The organism is Serratia sp. 2C06 (assembly GCF_050037615.1).
In the GTDB taxonomy this organism is placed as follows: Bacteria; Pseudomonadota; Gammaproteobacteria; order Enterobacterales; family Enterobacteriaceae; genus Serratia; species Serratia ureilytica.
Window position 1 is genome coordinate 4467586 of record NZ_CP188299.1, and the last position, 18426, is coordinate 4486011.

General features: G+C 63.8%; 16 protein-coding genes and 1 tRNA gene. 5 read left to right on the forward strand and 12 right to left on the reverse strand.

Annotated features, from left to right (window positions below; genetic code table 11):
- Positions 1–8: 8 nt before the first annotated feature.
- Positions 9–887, forward strand: coding sequence for an EamA family transporter RarD (gene rarD, locus ACP3TA_RS21875; protein ID WP_033643705.1), 879 nt, complete (start codon positions 9–11; stop codon positions 885–887).
- A 1-nt stretch (position 888) separates the two neighbouring features.
- On the opposite strand, the gene dhbA is transcribed toward rarD, so the two are convergent.
- The 11 genes from dhbA to citC all read right to left on the reverse strand — a co-directional run bounded on the left by dhbA (position 889) and on the right by citC (position 12052).
- On the reverse strand, positions 889–1647 hold the full coding sequence (dhbA, locus tag ACP3TA_RS21880) for a 2,3-dihydro-2,3-dihydroxybenzoate dehydrogenase (RefSeq protein ID WP_206196385.1): 759 nt from the start codon (positions 1645–1647) through the stop codon (positions 889–891).
- Between the two features lie 100 nt (positions 1648–1747).
- Positions 1748–2938: an isochorismate synthase gene (locus ACP3TA_RS21885; RefSeq protein WP_033643708.1), complete on the reverse strand. Its 1191-nt coding sequence runs from the start codon at positions 2936–2938 to the stop codon at positions 1748–1750.
- A gap of 189 nt (positions 2939–3127) precedes the next feature.
- Complete coding sequence (locus ACP3TA_RS21890) at positions 3128–3820, reverse strand: 4'-phosphopantetheinyl transferase family protein (protein ID WP_042785751.1); 693 nt, start codon at positions 3818–3820, stop codon at positions 3128–3130.
- Positions 3821–3982: 162 nt separating this feature from the next.
- Positions 3983–5212: a bifunctional glucose-1-phosphatase/inositol phosphatase gene (gene agp / locus ACP3TA_RS21895; RefSeq protein WP_043143150.1), complete on the reverse strand. Its 1230-nt coding sequence runs from the start codon at positions 5210–5212 to the stop codon at positions 3983–3985.
- Positions 5213–5358: 146 nt separating this feature from the next.
- Positions 5359–6822 carry an anion permease gene (locus ACP3TA_RS21900; RefSeq protein ID WP_033643712.1) on the reverse strand — a complete coding sequence of 488 codons (1464 nt, stop codon included), beginning with the start codon at positions 6820–6822 and terminating at the stop codon, positions 5359–5361.
- Between the two features lie 25 nt (positions 6823–6847).
- Positions 6848–7732, reverse strand: a complete 885-nt coding sequence (gene citG, locus ACP3TA_RS21905; protein ID WP_197816217.1) for a triphosphoribosyl-dephospho-CoA synthase CitG — start codon at positions 7730–7732, stop codon at positions 6848–6850.
- Positions 7713–8261 (reverse strand): citrate lyase holo-[acyl-carrier protein] synthase, encoded by a 549-nt coding sequence (gene citX, locus ACP3TA_RS21910; protein WP_033651845.1) that lies wholly within the window; start codon positions 8259–8261, stop codon positions 7713–7715. Before citX ends, citG begins: the two co-directional genes overlap by 20 nt.
- A 3-nt stretch (positions 8262–8264) precedes the next feature.
- A complete protein-coding gene (gene citF / locus ACP3TA_RS21915) occupies positions 8265–9770 on the reverse strand; it encodes a citrate lyase subunit alpha (protein WP_028130661.1) in 1506 nt (501 codons plus the stop codon).
- The gene (gene citE, locus ACP3TA_RS21920) at positions 9770–10690 is read right to left on the reverse strand and encodes a citrate (pro-3S)-lyase subunit beta (RefSeq protein WP_016927085.1); all 921 of its coding nucleotides are present in this window, start codon (positions 10688–10690) and stop codon (positions 9770–9772) included. Before citE ends, citF begins: the two co-directional genes overlap by 1 nt.
- On the reverse strand, positions 10674–10982 hold the full coding sequence (gene citD, locus ACP3TA_RS21925; protein ID WP_004940811.1) for a citrate lyase acyl carrier protein: 309 nt from the start codon (positions 10980–10982) through the stop codon (positions 10674–10676). The genes citE and citD overlap by 17 nt, the downstream gene beginning before the upstream one ends.
- Positions 10982–12052 (reverse strand): [citrate (pro-3S)-lyase] ligase, encoded by a 1071-nt coding sequence (citC, locus tag ACP3TA_RS21930; protein ID WP_046896435.1) that lies wholly within the window; start codon positions 12050–12052, stop codon positions 10982–10984. The genes citD and citC overlap by 1 nt, the downstream gene beginning before the upstream one ends.
- 313 nt (positions 12053–12365) lie before the next feature.
- Here citC and dpiA point away from each other — a divergent pair, with 313 nt between their 5' ends.
- From dpiA to ACP3TA_RS21945, 3 genes are all read left to right on the forward strand, one after another.
- Complete coding sequence (gene dpiA / locus ACP3TA_RS21935; RefSeq protein ID WP_047574538.1) at positions 12366–13052, forward strand: two-component response regulator DpiA; 687 nt, start codon at positions 12366–12368, stop codon at positions 13050–13052.
- A gap of 102 nt (positions 13053–13154) precedes the next feature.
- On the forward strand, positions 13155–16244 hold the full coding sequence (locus tag ACP3TA_RS21940) for a beta-galactosidase (protein WP_426784431.1): 3090 nt from the start codon (positions 13155–13157) through the stop codon (positions 16242–16244).
- 114 nt (positions 16245–16358) lie between these two features.
- Positions 16359–16434, forward strand: a tRNA-Asn gene (locus ACP3TA_RS21945).
- Positions 16435–16531: 97 nt separating this feature from the next.
- On the opposite strand, the gene ACP3TA_RS21950 is transcribed toward ACP3TA_RS21945, so the two are convergent.
- Positions 16532–17365, reverse strand: a complete 834-nt coding sequence (locus tag ACP3TA_RS21950; protein WP_206196387.1) for an oxidoreductase — start codon at positions 17363–17365, stop codon at positions 16532–16534.
- A 105-nt stretch (positions 17366–17470) separates the two neighbouring features.
- On the opposite strand from ACP3TA_RS21950, the gene ACP3TA_RS21955 reads away from it, so the two are divergent.
- Positions 17471–18391, forward strand: coding sequence for an AraC family transcriptional regulator (locus tag ACP3TA_RS21955; protein ID WP_089197219.1), 921 nt, complete (start codon positions 17471–17473; stop codon positions 18389–18391).
- The last annotated feature ends 35 nt before the right edge of the window (positions 18392–18426 follow it).

Sequence of the window (18426 nt, forward strand, 5' to 3'; positions counted from 1 at the left end):
GAATGCGTGTGATTAAGGGCATCACTCTTTCGGTCGTCGCCTCCATCTTGTTCGGCGCGATGTATTACTTCACCTCTACCCTCACCCCGCTGAACGGCGAACAGGTCTACGGCTGGCGCACGCTGCTGACGCTGCCGTTCCTGACGCTGTTCATGGCGCTGTCCGGCGATTGGCGCAAGGTGAGCGACACGCTGGTCGGGATAGGCCAACGGCCGCCGCGTCTGCTGGGCCTGCTGCTCACCTCGGCGCTGCTGGGGGTGCAGCTGTGGCTGTTCCTGTGGGCGCCGCTGCACGGCAAGGCGCTCGACGTGTCGCTCGGCTATTTTCTGCTGCCGCTGACCATGGTGCTGGCGGGCCGTTTGATCTACCGCGATCGGCTGTCGCTGCTGCAAAAACTGGCGGTGGCGTGCGCCGTGGCGGGGGTGGGCAATGAACTGTATCAGGCGGGCGGCGTATCGTGGCCGACGCTGGTGGTGGCGCTGGGGTATCCGCTCTACTTTATTTTGCGGCGGCGTTTCGGCACCGACAATCTCGGCGGCCTGTGGTGCGAGCTGACGCTGATGCTGCCGGCGGCGGCCTGGTTCGCCTTCGGCGACGGCGGCGCGGCGGCGCTGCAGATCAATGCCGAGCTGTATTGGCGCATTCCGCTGCTCGGCGTCATCAGCGCCGTGGCGCTGGTGTGTTACATCCTCGCCAGCCGCATGCTGCCGTTCAGCCTGTTCGGCCTGCTGAGCTATGTGGAACCGGTGCTGCTGGTGCTTGTCGCGCTGCTGCTCGGCGAGAGCATCAGCCAAAGCGAATGGCCAACCTATCTGGCGATCTGGCTGGCGGTGCTGCTGCTGGCGGCGGAGGGCGCGCGGCACCTGCTGCGCCGCCAGCGGGTCTGACTCAGGCGGCCAGCGTGGCGCCGCCGTCGATCACGATGTCCTGCATGGTGATGTGGCTGGCCAAATCCGAGGCCAGAAACAGCACCGCGTTGGCGATTTCGTCCGGACGCGCGATTTTACCCAGCGGGATCCCCAGCTTGAACATCTCGGGGAAGCCGGCGATGGTGCGTTGATGCGCATCGTCGGTCTGCCACATGCCGCGCTGCATCGGCGTGTCGGTCGAGCCCGGCGACACCAGATTGCACCGCACGCCGAACGGCGCCATCTCCAACCCCACGCAGTGGTTCAGGCTGGTCAGCGCCGCCTTGGAGGCGCAGTAGGCCGCCATCTGCGCGCGCGGCACGTGCGCGGCGTTGGAGCCGATGCTGACGATCGCCCCGCTGCGCTGCGCCTTGAAGTGCGGCAGCACGGCGCGGAACAGGTAAAACGCCCCCGAGGCGTTGACGTTGATGCACTGGTGCCAATCATCCACGCTCAGATCTTCGGTATTGCCCATGCGCAGAATACCGGCGGCGTTGACCAACACGTCCAGTCGCGGGTTCTCCGCCAGCTGTTGGCGGCACACCGCCTCCACCAGCTCCGGCCGGCTGATGTCCAACGTCACGCAGGGGTAAGGCAGATCCGGATTGGCGAATTCTCGGTCAAACCCCACCACCTCGGCGCCCTGGGTTAAAAAGTGGCGGGCGATCTGCTCGCCGATGCCGCGCGCCGCGCCGGTCACCCACACGCGTTTGCCGGTGAAATCCATCTGAATACTCATGCGCGCACCGCCATCCGGGCGCACCGCCGGGTCATGTTGTTGTTCATCGTTGTCTCCTGCGAAAGGCTATGACGCGGCGCGGACTGCGCCGCAAAGAGGCCTACAGCGCGCCGCTGTTCAGGCCGAAAGCGTTGAGCATGGTGCCCAGTTTGGCGGTGGTTTCCATCCACTCGGACTGCGGCGTCGAGGCGGCGACGATGCCCGCGCCGGCGAACAGCCGCACCCGGTTGCCGCGCAGCAGCCCGCTGCGGATGACGATCGCCCACTCGCCGTCGCCGTTGGCGTCGCACCAGCCGACGATGCCGCTGAACAAGCCGCGATCGTGCGGTTCCAGAGCGGCGATCAGCTGGCGGGCGCTTTCGGTCGGGAAGCCGCACAGCGCCGGCGTCGGATGCAGCAGGCAGGCCAGCTGCATCACGTTGAGAGCCGGGTTCAGCAACTCGCCGCGAATGCGGGTGGACAGGTGCCACATGGTGCCGGTGCTGAGCAGCGACGGGCCGCTGGGCACGCTCAGGGTGGCGCACAGCGGCGTCAGATGCCGACGAATATCGTCGATCACCAGCTTGTGTTCGTATTTGTCTTTGGTCGAGCGCATCAGGCGCTCGCTGCCGAGGCGATCCTGCTGCGGATCGTCCTGTCGGCGCGCCGAGCCCGCCAGCGGATTGGTGTGGATCTCGCCGCCCTGCTTGCGGATCAGCAGTTCAGGGCTGGCGCCGATCAACACGCTGCCATCGGCCAGCGGCAGGGAGAAGTGGTAACCGGTCGGGTTCTGCACCATCAGGTTATTGAGGATCCGGTGGCCGGCCACCGGCTGCTCCAGCTCGATATCGAGGATGCGCGACAGCACCGCCTTGTCCAGCTTGCCTTGTTTAAAGCGGCTGACCGCTTCCGCGACCGCGTGTTTGAATCGCGGTTCGTCTGGAATACTGGTGCAGGCGACCAGGCGATGCGGCTGTTGCAGCATCGGGCGCGCGGCGCGGATAAAGCTGTCGTTGGCGACGAATCGGCTTTCTTCAGGGATATACAGGCAGGAAGGCCGGCGCGTGTCGAACGGAATGGCGCCCACCACCACCGGGGCCGCCTGGCCGGCGGCTTTGGCGCGCGCCAGCGCCTGGCGAATATGCTGCGCCAGCGCGCTGCCTTCCTGCTCGCCGCCGAACGCCGGCGTCTCGATACGCTCAAACACGCCGTGGGCGGAGAGGGAACGGAATTCAGACCGGTACAAAAAGGTCGATTGTTCGGCGTACTCAAACCCGGAGAAGGTTTGGTTTTCTGTCGTCAGTGTCGCCACAAGACCACTCCTTTGTTGCGCCTCACCAATGATAATGTTTATGCGAATAATTATCATTAGCTGTAAAGGGTGGGTAAATTACACCGGATCCCCACCGTCGGTCAATCTCCGATGAATGAATCTTTCCGCACGCCGCGGCAAATTCGCGTTACGCCACAACAAGAAATAACACACTGTTATTATTGTGTTTTAGCAAAAAATAAAAGTCGTGACATCGTCACCTTCACGCCAAAACCGCCCGGCGAAACGCCGTCCGGCGCAGCAATGCGGCGTCAACGTGGTGAGCAGCGCCAATTCGAACGTCTGCCGCTGCGCATCCACCGCCACCATCCGCGCATCAAGAAAATCGAAATATCGGCGCACCTGCGGGTACAGCGCTTTGAACAGGCTCTCTTTGGCGGAAAACGTCAGCGTCAGCAGCTCGTTGAACGGCAGCGTTTCGCCCAGCAACGTCTCGCGCTCCACCGGTGAAACGATCGCGCTCCACAGCTCCTCCGCTCGCGCCACGGACAGCAGCGTCTCCACATCCAGCCCAACGCCGCCCAGCCCGCTCTCTCGGTGTACGGCGCACAGCGCGGTATGCGAATTATGGCTCAGCGCCCCGGCGATGCCCGGCGGCCACTGCGGCGCGCGATCTTCGCCGCGCGCCAGGGTGAAATCGGCGAAACCGAGCGGCGCCAGCAGCTGTCGCGCCAGCACACGCCCGGCCAGATACTCCGCACGGCGTTTCGGCACCGCGCGCGCCAGGTGGTCCGGCAGCGTAAAGCCCGCCTCGGGAAAACTGTCGTCGCGATACTCCGCCAGCGCAAACTGGCAGCGCGCCACCTGGCCCGGATAGCCGTCCGGCGTGAAAAATTCGATATTGCGGATAAAAGTGGGCAACGGCGGTATCCATGATAAGCAGGCTGGCTGATGATGTTAGCCCCCGAAACGGCCTGCAACAATGACCCTGGGCAAAATAAATTGGCGTTAAGTCCCGCGCGGAGGCGCGTTGGGCGAAGTGGGAAAAGGCCTCTCCCCCGCATTCGGGAGAGAGGCCGGGCATTACAAGATGCCTTTCATGGTCTTCTCGAAATCGCTCCAGGCGCAGAAGCCGTCTTTATCGATCGGGCAGCCTTTCAGCGCCAGCGTCACGCGCTGCGGCGGGGTTTGCAGCGTCAGCGGCGTCGCCTTGCGCAACTGCTCGGTGGACTGATAGACGTACTCGATCTTCAGCAATTCACGGTCGTTCTGCGCGTCGCGCCAGCGCTGGAACACCAGTTTGCCGCCGATCGGCGTTTTCTCGTACTGCTGCGGCAGCTGATACGGCTGGAACTGCATGGCCGACAGCAGCGAGGCGATATTGGAGTCGTGGCCCACCAGCACCGTCAGCTTCGGCGCGTCCGGTTTGCGCTCGCCCAGCAGCGCGTTGTTGATGTAGGTCAGCAGCGGCTTGGCGACGTTCTGCGCCACCACCGGCGAGGTGAACAGCGAATCCTGATAGCCGTCTTTCAACTGCGCCAGCTGCTGCCACTGGTGCGGCGTGGCGATTTTGCCCCAGGCCACCTCTTTCATCGGGAAACCTTCGTAGTACTGCAGCATAAAGGCGTCCACCAGCGAGTTGCCCACCCGCAGCGGGCCGGAGACGCCCGGCTCTTTGCCCGGCACCGCGCTCATCACGCTGGCTTCTTTGGTCAGGTCGCAGTGTTTGTCGGTCTTGCAGGCGGCGGAATCCTTGTAGTCGATGATCTTCGCCAACTGCTGATAAGAGGCGTCCAGCTTCAGCGATCCCAGCGCGGCGTTCATCGCCGCCAGCGCCTGCTGGTTGAAGGCTTCGCTGGTGTCGGTGATGATCGGGTTGAAGGTCGGATCCATCTCGCCCATCTTGTCCTGATGGTGCACGCTGACGTCGCAGCCGGGGAACGCGCCATTGCTGAAGAACTGCGCGGTGGCCACCGTGCGCTGCAGGCTGTTGGCGTAGACGTACACGCTGCCGGCGGTCGGGCAGCCCTCTTGCGGCAACAGGCCGGTCTGCTTCAGCCAGGCGTTGAAATAGTGCCCCATATACACTTCCAGCACCCCGCCCTTGGTGGTCAGCTGGCCGCCCGGCGTTTCCCAGGCCGGCCAGGCCTTCGGCGTGGACTGCGCCAGCACGCTGCCGTTGTTGGCCAGCGGCGCGCGCAGGTTATGGCGGCTCATCACCAGCACCTGTTCCAGTTGATAACCACCGGCGTCCGCCAGCGCGTTCCCGGTGAATAACAAAGGCAGGCACAGCAATAACGTTTTTTTTCTCATCCGCAGAGGCTCCCGGAAAATGATTATTTTTAAGGTGTTAGCGTTTGCCTGCGTATGATGGCGGGGTTAGTGTGACAAGTGTGTGACAGGGTTCACGGGAAAAGATCGTACCAGCGGCCACCGGGCGGCGGCCGCTGTGCGTCAACTCAGTACCACAGGCTCATGATTGGCCAGCCGATCAGCAGCAGCGCGGCGATGTACACCACGCCGAGAATGCCGCCCAGGCGCCAGTAGTCTTTCGACTTCACATAGCCGCAGCCGTAGATGATCACCCCTGGCCCGGTGGCGTACGGCGTCAGCACGCCCATGATGCCGATCGACAGCACCAGCAGCATCGACAGCTGCTCCATCGGCACGCCCGGCAACCCTTTGCCGACCGCCAGGATCACCGGCAGCATGGTGGCGGTGTGCGCCGACAGGCTGGCAAACAGGTAGTGGGCGAAGTAGAACACCAGCACCAGCGCCACTACCGTCATGTTCGGCGAGAAGCCGTCCAGGTGGGTGCTCATGGTCTGGGCGAACCAGTCGATAAAGCCGGAGCGCGTCAGGCCGTTGGCCATCACCACCAGCGTCGCCAGGTTAACCAGCGTATTCCAGGCGCTGGAGTATTTGGTAATGTCTTTCCACGACACCACGTGCAGCGCCAGCATCAGCGACACCGCCAACAGGCACACCGCGGTGGCGTCCAGCACCTTGCCGCCGAACACCCACAGGCACAGGCTGAGCAGCACCAGGCCGATCAGGGTGTACTCCTTGCGCGTCAGCTTACCCATTTCCCCCAGCGCGGTATTCGCCCAGGCGGCCACTTCGCTGCTGTGGGTCACGCCCGGTTTGTAGAGGTAGTAGGAGATCAACGGCGCGATGATCAGCAGCAGCAGGCCGACCGGCAGGAACGCCAGGAACCACTGCATCCAGCTGATGTGCACCCCGGCTATCTTGCCGACGAACTCGATGCCCAGCACGTTCGGCGCGGCGCCGGTGACGAACATCGAGGAGCTGATGCTGGTGCCGACCACCATCATCCACATCAGGTAGCCGCCGATGCGGCGCGAAGAGGGATCGTTAGGGAAGGAATCGAACAGCGGCGGCAGGTTTTTCACCACCGGGAACACCGTGCCGCCGGTGCGCGCGGTGTTGGACGGCGTGAACGGCGCCAGCAGGATATCGATGATCACCACCGCATAGCCCAGCGTCAGCGTGCGCTTGCCCATGAATTTCACCAGGAACAGCGCGATGCGCCGCCCCAGCCCGGTGGCCTCGTAGCCCAGCGCGAAGATAAAGGCGCCGAACACCAGCCAAACGGTGGTGCTGGAGAAGCCTGCCAGCCCCCATTTCAGCGCCTCTTTACCGGCCTTGAAGCCCGGCTCCGCCAGTTCCTGCGCGCCGAACAGCACCCAGTTGGCGCTCAGCACGCTGACGGTCACCGCGATAAAGCTGATGGCGGTGGCCGGGATCGGCTCCAGAATCATGCCGACGATCATCGCCACAAAGATGGCGAAATAGTGCCACGCCTGCGGCGGCATGCCGTCGGGCACCGGTATCAATAACAGGATCGCGAGCACCGCCAGCGGCGCTATCGCTTTCCAGATCTTTTCCTGGGTTTGGGACATAGGGACTCTCCTGAAGGCTTGGTTATTATTCTTGGGCACCCAGCTGCGCCAGCAGCCAGGTCACTATCAACAAGTCGGCGCTGCCGCCGGGGCTGAGGTTGCGGGCAATGCAATCGGCATCGAAGCGCCGCAGGCGCGCCAGGCCCGCCTCCCCCGCCGAGCCGCCCTGCGCCAGCAGCCAGGCCGCCCGGCGCCGCAGCCAGCGCAGCCCGCGCAGGCCGCCGCGCGAGGCGACGTTGGTGTCATCGTTGTGGGCCATCAGCCACAGCAGGCTGTCCAGCAGCGCCCGCTGTTCGTCGCCGCCGGCGGCCAGCCGTTGCCGATACAGCGGCAGCGCGCCGTCAATGACCAGCCGGAAACCGGCCTCCGCCTCGCCGCGTGCGCCGCTCAACCCGTGCGCGGCGAACAGCCGCTGGCCGGCGGTCTGCCCGGCGTTGTTGCATCGCAGTTCGCTGTCCACCAGCCCTCGGCACATCGCCGCCACTTCGGCGCATAACGATGCGGCGCTGATGGTCCGGCCCTGCTGCTGCAGGCGGCCGAAGGCGGCGCACAGCAACCCGAGTGAGAACACGCTGCCCTTGTGGGTGTTAATGCCGCCGGTGGCGCGAAACATCTGGTTTTCGCAGGCCAGGCCGAGCGGCCGCAGCCGCGCCAGCTGCCGCTCGGCCGGCAAAGCCGCGTCTTCCCGTCCGCGCTGGATAAAACGCGGCAGCCACACGCCGATGGCGCGGGCGCTGCGGTAGAAATGCCCAAGATCCATGTCGCGATGGGCGCCGGTGTTATGCCGATCCACCAGCCCCGGTTTGGGCGTGAGGTTGACCTCCACCAACAGCGCGCGAAAGGCGGCGCGGGCGAAGTCGCAGGCCGGCTCGGCTCGGCGGGCGGGTGGATTAATCGGCAGAGATCGCATCGTTGAACATCCTTTCCATTTCTTGCAGCAGCTGCTCGCTGCCATGCCGCCGCTGGCGGGCGCAGATCTTGGCCGGTTGGCCGCACAGCAGGCAGCGCCGCGCCGGCAGGCCGATGTCGCGGCGCGACAGGATTCGCCCCTGCGCATCCAGCACGTCGATATCCCACAGCCGGCCGATCGGGCGGCTCACCTCCAGCTGCATGGCGCAATCTTTCACCCGTTGGGCGTCGGCGCGCAGCGCTACAAACCCTTCGCAGCCGGTGGCGAGCGCCAGCGCCTCGGCCTGCGGGCTGGGCCAACCCTGTTCGGCGCACAGCCGCAGCAGCGCCGCCCACCCGAGGTTGAAGATGCCGCGCGTCAACGCGCTGTCCTTCACCGGGCCGGGCACCACCAGCGTCAGCACCAGCAGCGTGCACTCGTGCTGCGCCAGCCACGCCTGCTGGCGCGCCTGACGACATTCGCGGCTGGTGAGCAGCTCCGGCAGGCTGACCGCGCGTTCGGCGGCCAGTTGAGGATCGACGGCGGCCATCGGTTACTCCGCCACCTGATGCACCACGTCGATCACCGAACCGTCGCGGTAGCGCACCACCGCCACCACCTTGTCGGTAAAGGCGATCGGTTGCGGTTCGCCGGTCAGCTGCAGCGCGCGGGCGCGCAGCCAGTCGATGCTCACCACCTCGAGCCCGGCCTCCCGCAGGCGCTGCGCCAACTCGGGCCGCGCCGGGTTGACGGCGATACCGTGGTCGGTCACCAGAATGTCGATGCTGGAGCCCGGCGTGACGCAGGTGGTCACCTGCTCCACCAGCGTCGGGATGCGCCCGCGCACCAACGGCGCGACGATGATCGCCAGCCGCGCGGCGGCGGCGGTGTCGCAATGGCCGCCGGACGCGCCGCGCAGCACGCCGTCGGAGCCGGTCAGCACGTTAACGTTGAAGCCGGTGTCGATTTCCAGCGCGCTCAGCACCACCACGTCGAGCCGATCGACCGACGCGCCCTTGGAGCTGAAGTTGGCGTACTGATTGGCGCTGATTTCGATATGGCGCGGGTTGCGCGCCAGCGAGGTCGCCGCCGCCCGATCGAAGCTCTGCACGTCCAGCAGCTTGCCGATCAACCCTTTCTCGTGCAGATCCACCATGGTCGAGGTGATGCCGCCGAGGGCGAACGCGGCGCGAATGCCGCGGGCGCGCATCTTGTCCTCCAGGAACCGGGTCACCGCCAGCGAGGCGCCGCCGGTGCCGGTTTGCAGCGAGAACCCTTCGGTGAAGTAGCCGGAACCGGCGATAACCTCGGCGGCGCGGCGGGCGATCAACAGCTCGCGCGGGTTCGAGGTCATGCGCGTGGCGTCGGCGCCGATCTTGTCGGCGTCGCCCACCCGCTCCAGCTGCACGATCAGATCCACCCGATCCTGCGCCAGGCTGGCGGGATGATGCGGATACGGCACCAGCTGCTCGGTCAGCAACACCACGGTGCCCGCCGCCTCGGCGTCCACCCGCGCATAGCCGAGCGAGCCGCAGCAGGCTTCACCGCTGTAGCCGTTGGCGTTGCCGAACTCATCGCAGGCCGGCACGCCGAGGAAGGCCACGTCTATCTTCAGCTCGCCGGATTCGATCAGATTGACCCGGCCGCCGTGCGAGTGAATTTGCACCGGCTCCGCCAGCAGCCCGCGCGATACGGCGTCCGCCAGCGGGCCGCGCAGCCCGGAGGTGTAAATGCGGCTCACCACGCCGTGGCGGATATGCTCAACCAACGGCGCATGGCAGTCGGTCAGCGAGCTGGAGGCCAGCGTCAGGTTGCGGAACCCCATCGCCGCCAGCGTCTCCATCACCTGATTGAGCGCCAGATCGCCGCCGCGAAACGCATGGTGGAAGGAGATGGTCATGCCGTCCTGCAGCCCGCTGCGGCGCACCGCTTCCTGCAAGGAGTCGCACAGCTTGAGATCGCGCGGTTTACGCGCCTGCAGATTGGCTTTGGACACGTCCTGATAGCCCGGCAGATCCGCCGGGTTGGCGAAGGTCATCAATCGTTGTTGGCGGTTCATCATGCTTCCTCCCCGTGCTGCGCCGGTTCTTCCCGTAAGCCGGACAGCGCGGCGCGCTCCAGCACCAGCCGGGCGCGTTCAATCACCGGGCTGTCGACCATTTTTCCGTTGAGCGACACCACGCCGCGCCCTTCCCGCTCCGCCGCTTCGGCGGCGTCCACCACCCGCTGCGCGTGCGCCACCTCTTTGGCGGTCGGCGCATATAGGTTGTGCAGCAGCTCAATCTGGCGCGGGTTGATCAGCGATTTGCCGTCGAAGCCGAGCTGTTTGATCAGCGCCGCTTCCTGCAGGAAACCGGCCTCGTTGTTGGCGTCGGAGTAGACGGTGTCGAACGCCTGAATGCCGGCGGCGCGCGCCGCCTGCAGCAGCGAGCAGCGGGCGAACAGCAGCTCAATGCCCTCCGGCGAGCGTTCGGTGCGCAGGTTGCGCACATAGTCTTCCGCTCCCAGCGCGATGCCGATAAGCCGCGGCGAAGCGTGCGCGATCGCCACCGCGTTGGTGATGCCCTGCGCCGATTCGATCGCCGCCAGCAGCCCGGTGCTGCCGACCGGCCGGCCGCAGGCCGCCTCGATGGCGGCGATCTCGCGCTCCATGTCGACAACGTCCTGCGCGCTGTCGGTCTTCGGCAGGCGCACGATGTCCGCGCCGCCGCGCACCACCGCCTGCAGGTCCGCCAGGCCGTAGGCGGAGTCGAGCGCATTGACGCGCACGATGGTTTCCACCTCCTGATACAGCGGATGCTGCAGCGCGTGGTACACCAGCCGGCGCGCCGCGTCTTTTTCACGCAGGATCACCGAGTCTTCCAGATCGAACATCAGCGCATCGGCCTGATAGATAAAGGCGTTGCTGACCATCGCCGCGTTGGCGCCGGGAACGAACAGCATGCTGCGGCGCAGCCGGGTTTTATTCAGCGTTTTCATCTTTCGCCTCCCACGGCAGTTGGCCGCCCTCGCAGGCGCGCATCAGCGCGGTTTCCAGCCGGGCGCGCAGCACGCAGTCCAGCGCCCCTTTGTCGTCGACGATCACCTGCACCGGCTCCACCTCATAACGCTGCAGCACCTCCAGCAGGGTGCGGCGGATCGCCGCGCCGAACTGTTTTTCCACGCTGCTGGCGATCAACAGATCGTGCTGCGGCCCCTCGGCGGGCGCGATGCGCACCATGACATCGCTGGATTCCAGCGTGCCGGCCATTGCTTCTCGGATAATTTTCATCATTCACCTGATTGTGCGGACTCAAAAGGATGCGGGGCCGTCTTGGCCCGGCGCTGCGTTTGCAGATCCTGGAGGTAGTACAGGGTGTCCGGCGGCACCAGCGGCGCGGCGGCGTGGAAATCCCCCGCCGCCAGCAGCTTGCGCACCCAGGAGGCGGAGATCGCCGTGCCCTGATATTGCAAACGCTCGATTTCCACCAGCGCGATCGGCGGGCTGGGCAGCGCCGGCGTTTCCAGCCAGTAGCGCATGTCGCGGTTGTATTTCGCGGTCACCGCGCAGAACGGCTCGTTGCCGACGAAGCGGTGGGTAATGCCCAGCGCGGGCGCCAGATACTGGCGGAAGATCTTCAGATCGATTTCGGTGTAACAGTCGTCGGCCACGCCCTGGTCCTTGATGAAGTAACAGGGGAAGGTGGCGCGCGAGATCACGTACTGCGAGCCTTCGTGTACCGTGAGGTTGGGGATATCGGCGGTGCCGGCCAGCACCAGCCGGCGGCGGTCTTCATAGCTGAAGCGCGAGGTGTTTTCCTTCACCAGAAACAGGTGCAGCCAGTCGCAGCGTTTGGCCGCCTGACGCACCAGATACTGATGCCCGCGGGTGAAGGGGTTGGCGTTCATCACGATGCTGCCGATGGTGTCGCCCGGCCGGCGCTGGCTCGCCAGCTGGGCGGCGTAGCGCTTCAGGCGGCACGGGCTGTTTTCCATCAGCACCACGATGCCCGGCACGGTGGCGATCGGGTAGAAACCGCACTGGCGGAACAGCGGCTCGTTCTGCACCTTAGTGTAGATAAACAGCTGGGTGTGATGGCGCTCGTAGGCCAGGTTCACCAGCTCGGTCGCCAGCGCCAACGCCAACCCTTCGCCGCGCATCAGCGGGCTGATGGCGACGCATTTGATAATATTGTCGGCGATGCCGCCGCAGGCGACCAATTTGTCGTGCTGGGTAACGGTAATAAATATTTCAACCGTGGTGTCGATATTCAGATCGTTACTGCGCAAGAAGGCGCTTATTTCCGAAATCGCTTTATGATCCGATCGCTTTACCCGATTAAATACGGCATCGCCTAACATAACACGCTCTCTGGGTTAACTGGCAAACAACAAATGAAATACAAAAAGGCATTTTAATTAACATCAGAAATGGCAATTAAAACCTTAAAAACCATGAAGATAAAATCATCCTCTCGTTCGATAAACCCATGGTAAGCAGAAAAAAAACGCGGATTATTGACCTATTTCACAAACCGATCCCGGTTAATAAGTTATTTAATGTTCTTTATTTGCTTAATTAATCTTATGGTGTTTATTATTGAGATAATCTTTATTTGGCGCCGCAATTCACTTACATTCACTTAGCATTTTTATTGCAATTACGGGTCACACTATGGAATGGCTGAACATCCTGATCGTTGAAGACGAAACGCCGCTGGCGGAGATGCACGCGGAGTTTATCCGCCAGAACGGCGGCTGCCGCCAGATTTGGCTGGCCGGCACGCTGGCGCAGGCGCGCGCCATGACCGAACGCTTCAAGCCGGATCTGATCCTGCTGGACAACTTTCTGCCGGACGGCCAGGGCATCACCCTGCTGCGCGAACTGACGCTGAGCGGGTATCGCGGCGGCATCGTGTTCATCACCGCCGCCAGCGACATGGCCACCGTGGCCGAGGCGTTGCGCTACGGCGTGTTCGACTACCTGATCAAACCGCTGGCCTATGACCGGCTGAGCCAGACGCTGCTGCGCTTCAGCCAGCGCCGCGAAGCGTTGAAGGACAAAGCGCGCCTCAACCAGCGCCGCATCGACGAGATGTTCAATACCTACGCCCGCAGCGAGCAGCAGGCGGCGCTGCCCGCCGGCATCGACGAGCTGACGCTGGGCAAGGTCCGCGCGCTGTTCGCCGAACCCGCCGCGCGGCACACCGCTGAAAGCGTTGCGCAAAAAATGGGGCTCAGCCGCACCACCGCGCGCCGTTATCTGGAGTTTTGCACCGCCGCGCAGCAGCTGCGCGCCGAGATCATTTACGGCAAGGTAGGCCGCCCACAGCGGATCTATCGCGCCGGCGAGCCGCATTAACGGTTATTTGATCGCCCTTGCAAGGTTGCGTGTAACCGCTTTACTTTTTATGCGCCGGTCAGCATCTTGGTGAGCATCACCTAGCCGACTGGACGATCGCCGATGCCTGCTGCGCCCCTAGCTTCCCTGACCGAGATCCTCGCCCGCCGTGACTGGCAAAACCCCGCCTGCACCCACTACCGCCGGCTGGACGCCCACCCGCCGTTCGCCAGCTGGCGCACGGTGGAAGACGCGCGCGACGACGCCCCCAGCGCCAGCCGCCGATCGCTGAACGGCGAGTGGCGCTTCAACTATTTCCCGCGCCCAGAGGCGGCACCGGAGAGCTGGCTGCAGCAGGATCTGCCGGACGCCGCCCCGCTGGCGGTGCCGGGCAACTGGCAGCTCGCCGGCTACGACGCGCCGATCTACACCAACGTGCGCTACCCGTTCCCGGTCGATCCGCCGCGCGTGCCGGAAGACAACCCGACCGGCTGCTACTCGCGCGCCTTCAGCGTCGATCCGGCCTGGCTGGCCGCCGGCCAGACGCGCGTCATCTTCGACGGCGTCAACTCGGCGTTCTATTTATGGTGCAACGGCCACTGGGTCGGCTATTCGCAGGATAGCCGCCTGCCGGCGGAGTTCGATCTCAGCCCGTGGCTGCGGCCGGGTGAAAACCGGCTGGCGGTGATGGTGCTGCGCTGGTGCGACGGCAGCTACCTGGAAGATCAGGATATGTGGCGCATGAGCGGCATCTTCCGCGACGTCAGCCTGCTGCACAAACCCGCCGCGCACCTGAGCGATGTGCGCATCACCACGCCGCTGCATGACAGCTTTACCCGCGGCGAACTGGTGGTGACGGCGCGCGCCAGCCGGCCCGGCCCGCTGCAGGTGCAGATTCAGCTGTGGCGCGACGGCGCGCGAGTGGCCGAACGCACCCAACCGCTCGGCAGCGAGATCGTGGATGAGCGCGGCGCCTATGACGATCGCGTCACCCTGCGGCTGCCGGTGGAGCGCCCGGCGCTGTGGAGCGCCGAAACGCCCGCGCTGTATCGCGCCACCGTCGCCCTGCTCTCGCCCGAAGGGGAGATTATCGAGGTGGAAGCCTATGACGTCGGCTTCCGTCAGGTAGAGATCAGCGGCGGGCTGTTGAAGCTCAACGGGCAGCCGCTGCTGATCCGCGGCGTCAACCGCCACGAGCATCATCCGCGCCACGGCCAGGTGATGGACGAGGCGACGATGCGCCACGACATCCTGCTGATGAAGCAGCACAACTTCAACGCGGTGCGCTGCTCGCATTATCCCAACCACCCGCTGTGGTACCGGTTGTGCGATCGCTACGGGCTGTACGTGGTGGACGAAGCCAATATCGAGACCCACGGCATGCAGCCGATGAACCGCCTGACTGACGATCCGCTGTGGCTGCCGGCGATGAGCGAGCGCGTCACCCGCATGGTGCAACGCGATCGCAACCATCCTTGCATCATTATCTGGTCGCTGGGCAACGAGTCCGGCCACGGCGCGAACCACGACGCGCTGTACCGCTGGGTGAAAAGCCAGGATCCGACCCGCCCGGTGCAATATGAAGGCGGCGGCGCCGACACCGCCGCCACCGACATCATCTGCCCGATGTATGCGCGAGTGGATCAGGATCAGCCGTTCCCGGCGGTGCCCAAATGGGCGATCGGCAAGTGGATCGGCCTGCCGGAGGAGCCGCGCCCGCTGATCCTGTGCGAATACGCCCACGCGATGGGCAACAGTTTCGGCGGTTTCGAGCGCTACTGGCGCGCGTTCCACGCACATCCGCGCCTGCAGGGCGGCTTTGTCTGGGACTGGGTCGATCAGGCGCTGATCAAACGCGACGATCGCGGCGAAGAGTTCTGGGCCTATGGTGGCGACTTCGGCGACACCCCCAACGATCGCCAGTTCTGCCTGAACGGGCTGGTGTTCGCGGATCGCACCCCGCACCCGGCGCTGTTCGAAGCGCAGCGGGCGCAGCAGCTGTTCCGCTTCGCCTTCGACGCCGCCTCGCTGACGCTGACCGTCACCAGCGATTACCTGTTCCGCCACACCGACAACGAACAGCTCAACTGGCGGCTGGAGCTGGACGGCGTGGAACGCGCCAGCGGCAGCTTCGATCTGGCGCTGCCGCCGCAGGGCAGCACTCACTTCACCCTGCTCGACCGCCTGCCGATGCTGCATCAGCCCGGCGAGCTGTGGCTGAACGTGGAAGTGGTGCAACCGCAGGCCACCGACTGGTCCGAAGCGCACCACCGCTGCGCCTGGGATCAGTGGCGGGTGCCGCGCGCGCTACATCCCGCGCCGCCGCCGGCGCAGGGCGTGCCGCCAATGCTGATTGAAGACGATCAGGGGCTGACGCTCACCCACGGCGACCAGCGTTGGCGCTTCGAGCGCAGCAGCGGCCACCTGACGCAGTGGTGGCAGAATGAGCAACCGCAGCTGCTGACGCCGCTGCGCGACGGTTTTGCGCGCGCGCCGATCGATAACGACATCGGCGTCAGCGAAGCGGACCATATCGATCCCAACGCCTGGGTCGAACGCTGGAAGCTGGCGGGCCTGTACCGGCTGGAGGAGCGCTGCACGCGGCTGCAGGCCGATGCGCTGCAAAACGGCGTGCGGGTGGTGAGCGAACACCAGTTCGGCGTGGACGGGCAGATTTTGCTGATTAGCCGCAAGCAGTGGCTGTTCGACGCGCTGGGCGCGGTGAGCGTGAGCGTGGATGTCGAGGTGGCCGATACTCTGCCGCCGCCGGCGCGCATCGGCCTGCACTGCCAACTGGCAACGGTGCAACCGCAGGCGGAATGGCTGGGCCTGGGCCCGCACGAGAACTACCCGGATCGCCGCCTGGCCGCGCAATACGGGCGCTGGCGCCTGCCGCTGGCAGATCTGCACACGCCGTATATTTTCCCCGGCGAGAATGGCCTGCGCTGCGACACCCGCAGCCTGCGCTACGGCGGCTGGCGCATCGACGGCCGCTTCCACTTCTCGCTCAGCCGCTTCGGCCTGCAACAGCTGATGGCCTGCAGCCACCAGCATCTGCTGCAGCCGGAAGCGGGCACCTGGCTGCATCTGGACGGTTTCCACATGGGGGTGGGCGGCGACGATTCCTGGAGCCCGAGCGTGCACCGGGATTACCTGCTCACCGCCGGCGTTTACCGCTATCAGCTGCGCCTGCAGCGAGCGCCAGAGGGCTAAATCTGCCAAAAAACTCAACGGGTTGCGCATTCTGTAAGCAAACAGTCACAGAATGTGTAATCCGCCTTTGACATGCCGACGGCGCCTCGCTATTATTCGCCCCGTTCACACGATTCCTCTGTAGTTCAGTCGGTAGAACGGCGGACTGTTAATCCGTATGTCACTGGTTCGAGTCCAGTCAGAGGAGCCATATTTAGAGAAGCCCGCTCAGGGAAACCTGAGCGGGCTTTTTGCTGTTGGGCGGATCATAATCGGTGATCCCCTGCACTCTCCCTACCCCAAACCGTTCAGCCATCCGTTGAACGGGTGAGCTTCTCCCATTGTTCAATTTCCTGACCTAACGCCTCGAGCTTTTGCCGCACCAAACTTAATGCGTCACTGCCTAACAACAGATGCGTGGGTGGGTTCCCGCTCTCGATCAATGCCAGCATGGCGTGAGCCGCCTTAACCGGATCGCCGAGTTGCTTGCCGCTTTTTTCCTGGCGCGCCTGACGAACAGGTTCAAATAACGCGTCATAGTCCGGAAGACGACGAGGGCTGCGCACCATTGAACGCCCGGCCCAGTCCGTTCGAAACGAGCCAGGCGCCACGGCGGTCACGTGTAGGTTGAACGGGGCAAGCTCTTTACTTAAGGTTTCTGATATTCCTTCCAGTGCAAATTTGCTGCCGCAGTAATAGCTGATACCGGGCAAGGTAATGAAACTGCCCATTGAGGTGATATTGATAATGTGGCCCCGACGGCGCTGGCGCATGCCCGGTAGCACGGCTTTGATCATTGCCACCGCACCAAACACATTGACGTCAAACTGGCGGCGCAGCTCTGCAAGCGGGGATTCTTCCAGAATGCCTTCATGGCCGTAACCGGCATTGTTCACCAGCACATCTATCGGACCGACGGCGGACTCTATCTCTCCAACCACCTCATCAATACGCTCATCGTCCGCGACATCAAGCAGATAGCCAAAAGCCCGCTGTGTATCGAGCGCGGCGAAAGCCTGCAGTGCTTCGCTGTTGCGCACCGTCCCTACAACCCGATGCCCTACGGCGAGGGCTTCCCGCGCCAGTGCCTGACCAAAGCCACTGCTGACGCCGGTAATTAAAATCGTTTTTGCAGATGCCATAAAAAGAACTCCCATGAACCATGAAGGTTGCATGGTATTCTCTTCCCTGCAGTATTTTTAGGCCATATTTTCTCTTTTTCTTGCCTGATTTTATGAGGTGGTGGGATGTCCGACATGATTGCCCTGATGAATAGACTTGCGGTGCAAGAGGGATACAACCTCACTGCCCTACCTGATGTGCGAATTTTGCGTTCCGATCGCCCGCTTGCCAGAACGCCGGTGCTTTACGATCCGGGGATCGTGATTGTCTGCCAGGGCAGCAAACGCGGCTATTTCGGTCAACAGACCTATTTATATGATGAGCAGCACTACCTGGCGGTTTCGGTGCCGGTGCCGTTTGTGATGGAAACCGACGCGTCGGCAGCACATCCGCTGCTGGCGATTTATATGCATCTGGATTTTCAGCTTGCCGCGGAACTGATGTTGCAGATTGAACAGCATGGCGCCCCGCATCCTCCCGTCGCGCCGCAAAGCATGATGTCGAGCCCCATGGACAGCGCGGTAAAAATGGCCGTACTTCGCTTACTTGAAGTCCTGGCTAACCCACTTGAGGCGGCGATCCTCGGCCCGGCGCGGGTGCGTGAGCTTTATTTTCGCGTGCTGACAGGCGCACAGGGCAACGCAATGCGTGCCGCGCTGGCCTTGCAGGGGCAGTTTGGCAAAATCGGTAAAGCGTTGCAGCACATCCATGCCGCTTACGCGGAGCCGTTAACGCTGACACAGCTGGCGATGATGGCCGGCATGAGCGTGCCGACCTTTCATAGCCATTTCAAAGCGATAACGCAGATGCCGCCAATGCAGTATGTGAAATCGGTACGCCTGCACCAGGCACGGATGCTGATGGTGCGCCAACAAATCACCGCCGCCGCCGCGAGTTACGCCGTTGGTTATGAAAGCCCATCGCAATTTAACCGCGAATTCAAGCGCCTGTTTGGCCTGCCACCGGCAGAGGAGATAAAACGCATGCAGCGTCACTTCGCCATTCCGCCCGCGCAGCCTGCGTCGGTATTTGTTTCATCGCACTGAGGCTTATTTGGTATGGCGAACTCTACCTTGAGGTA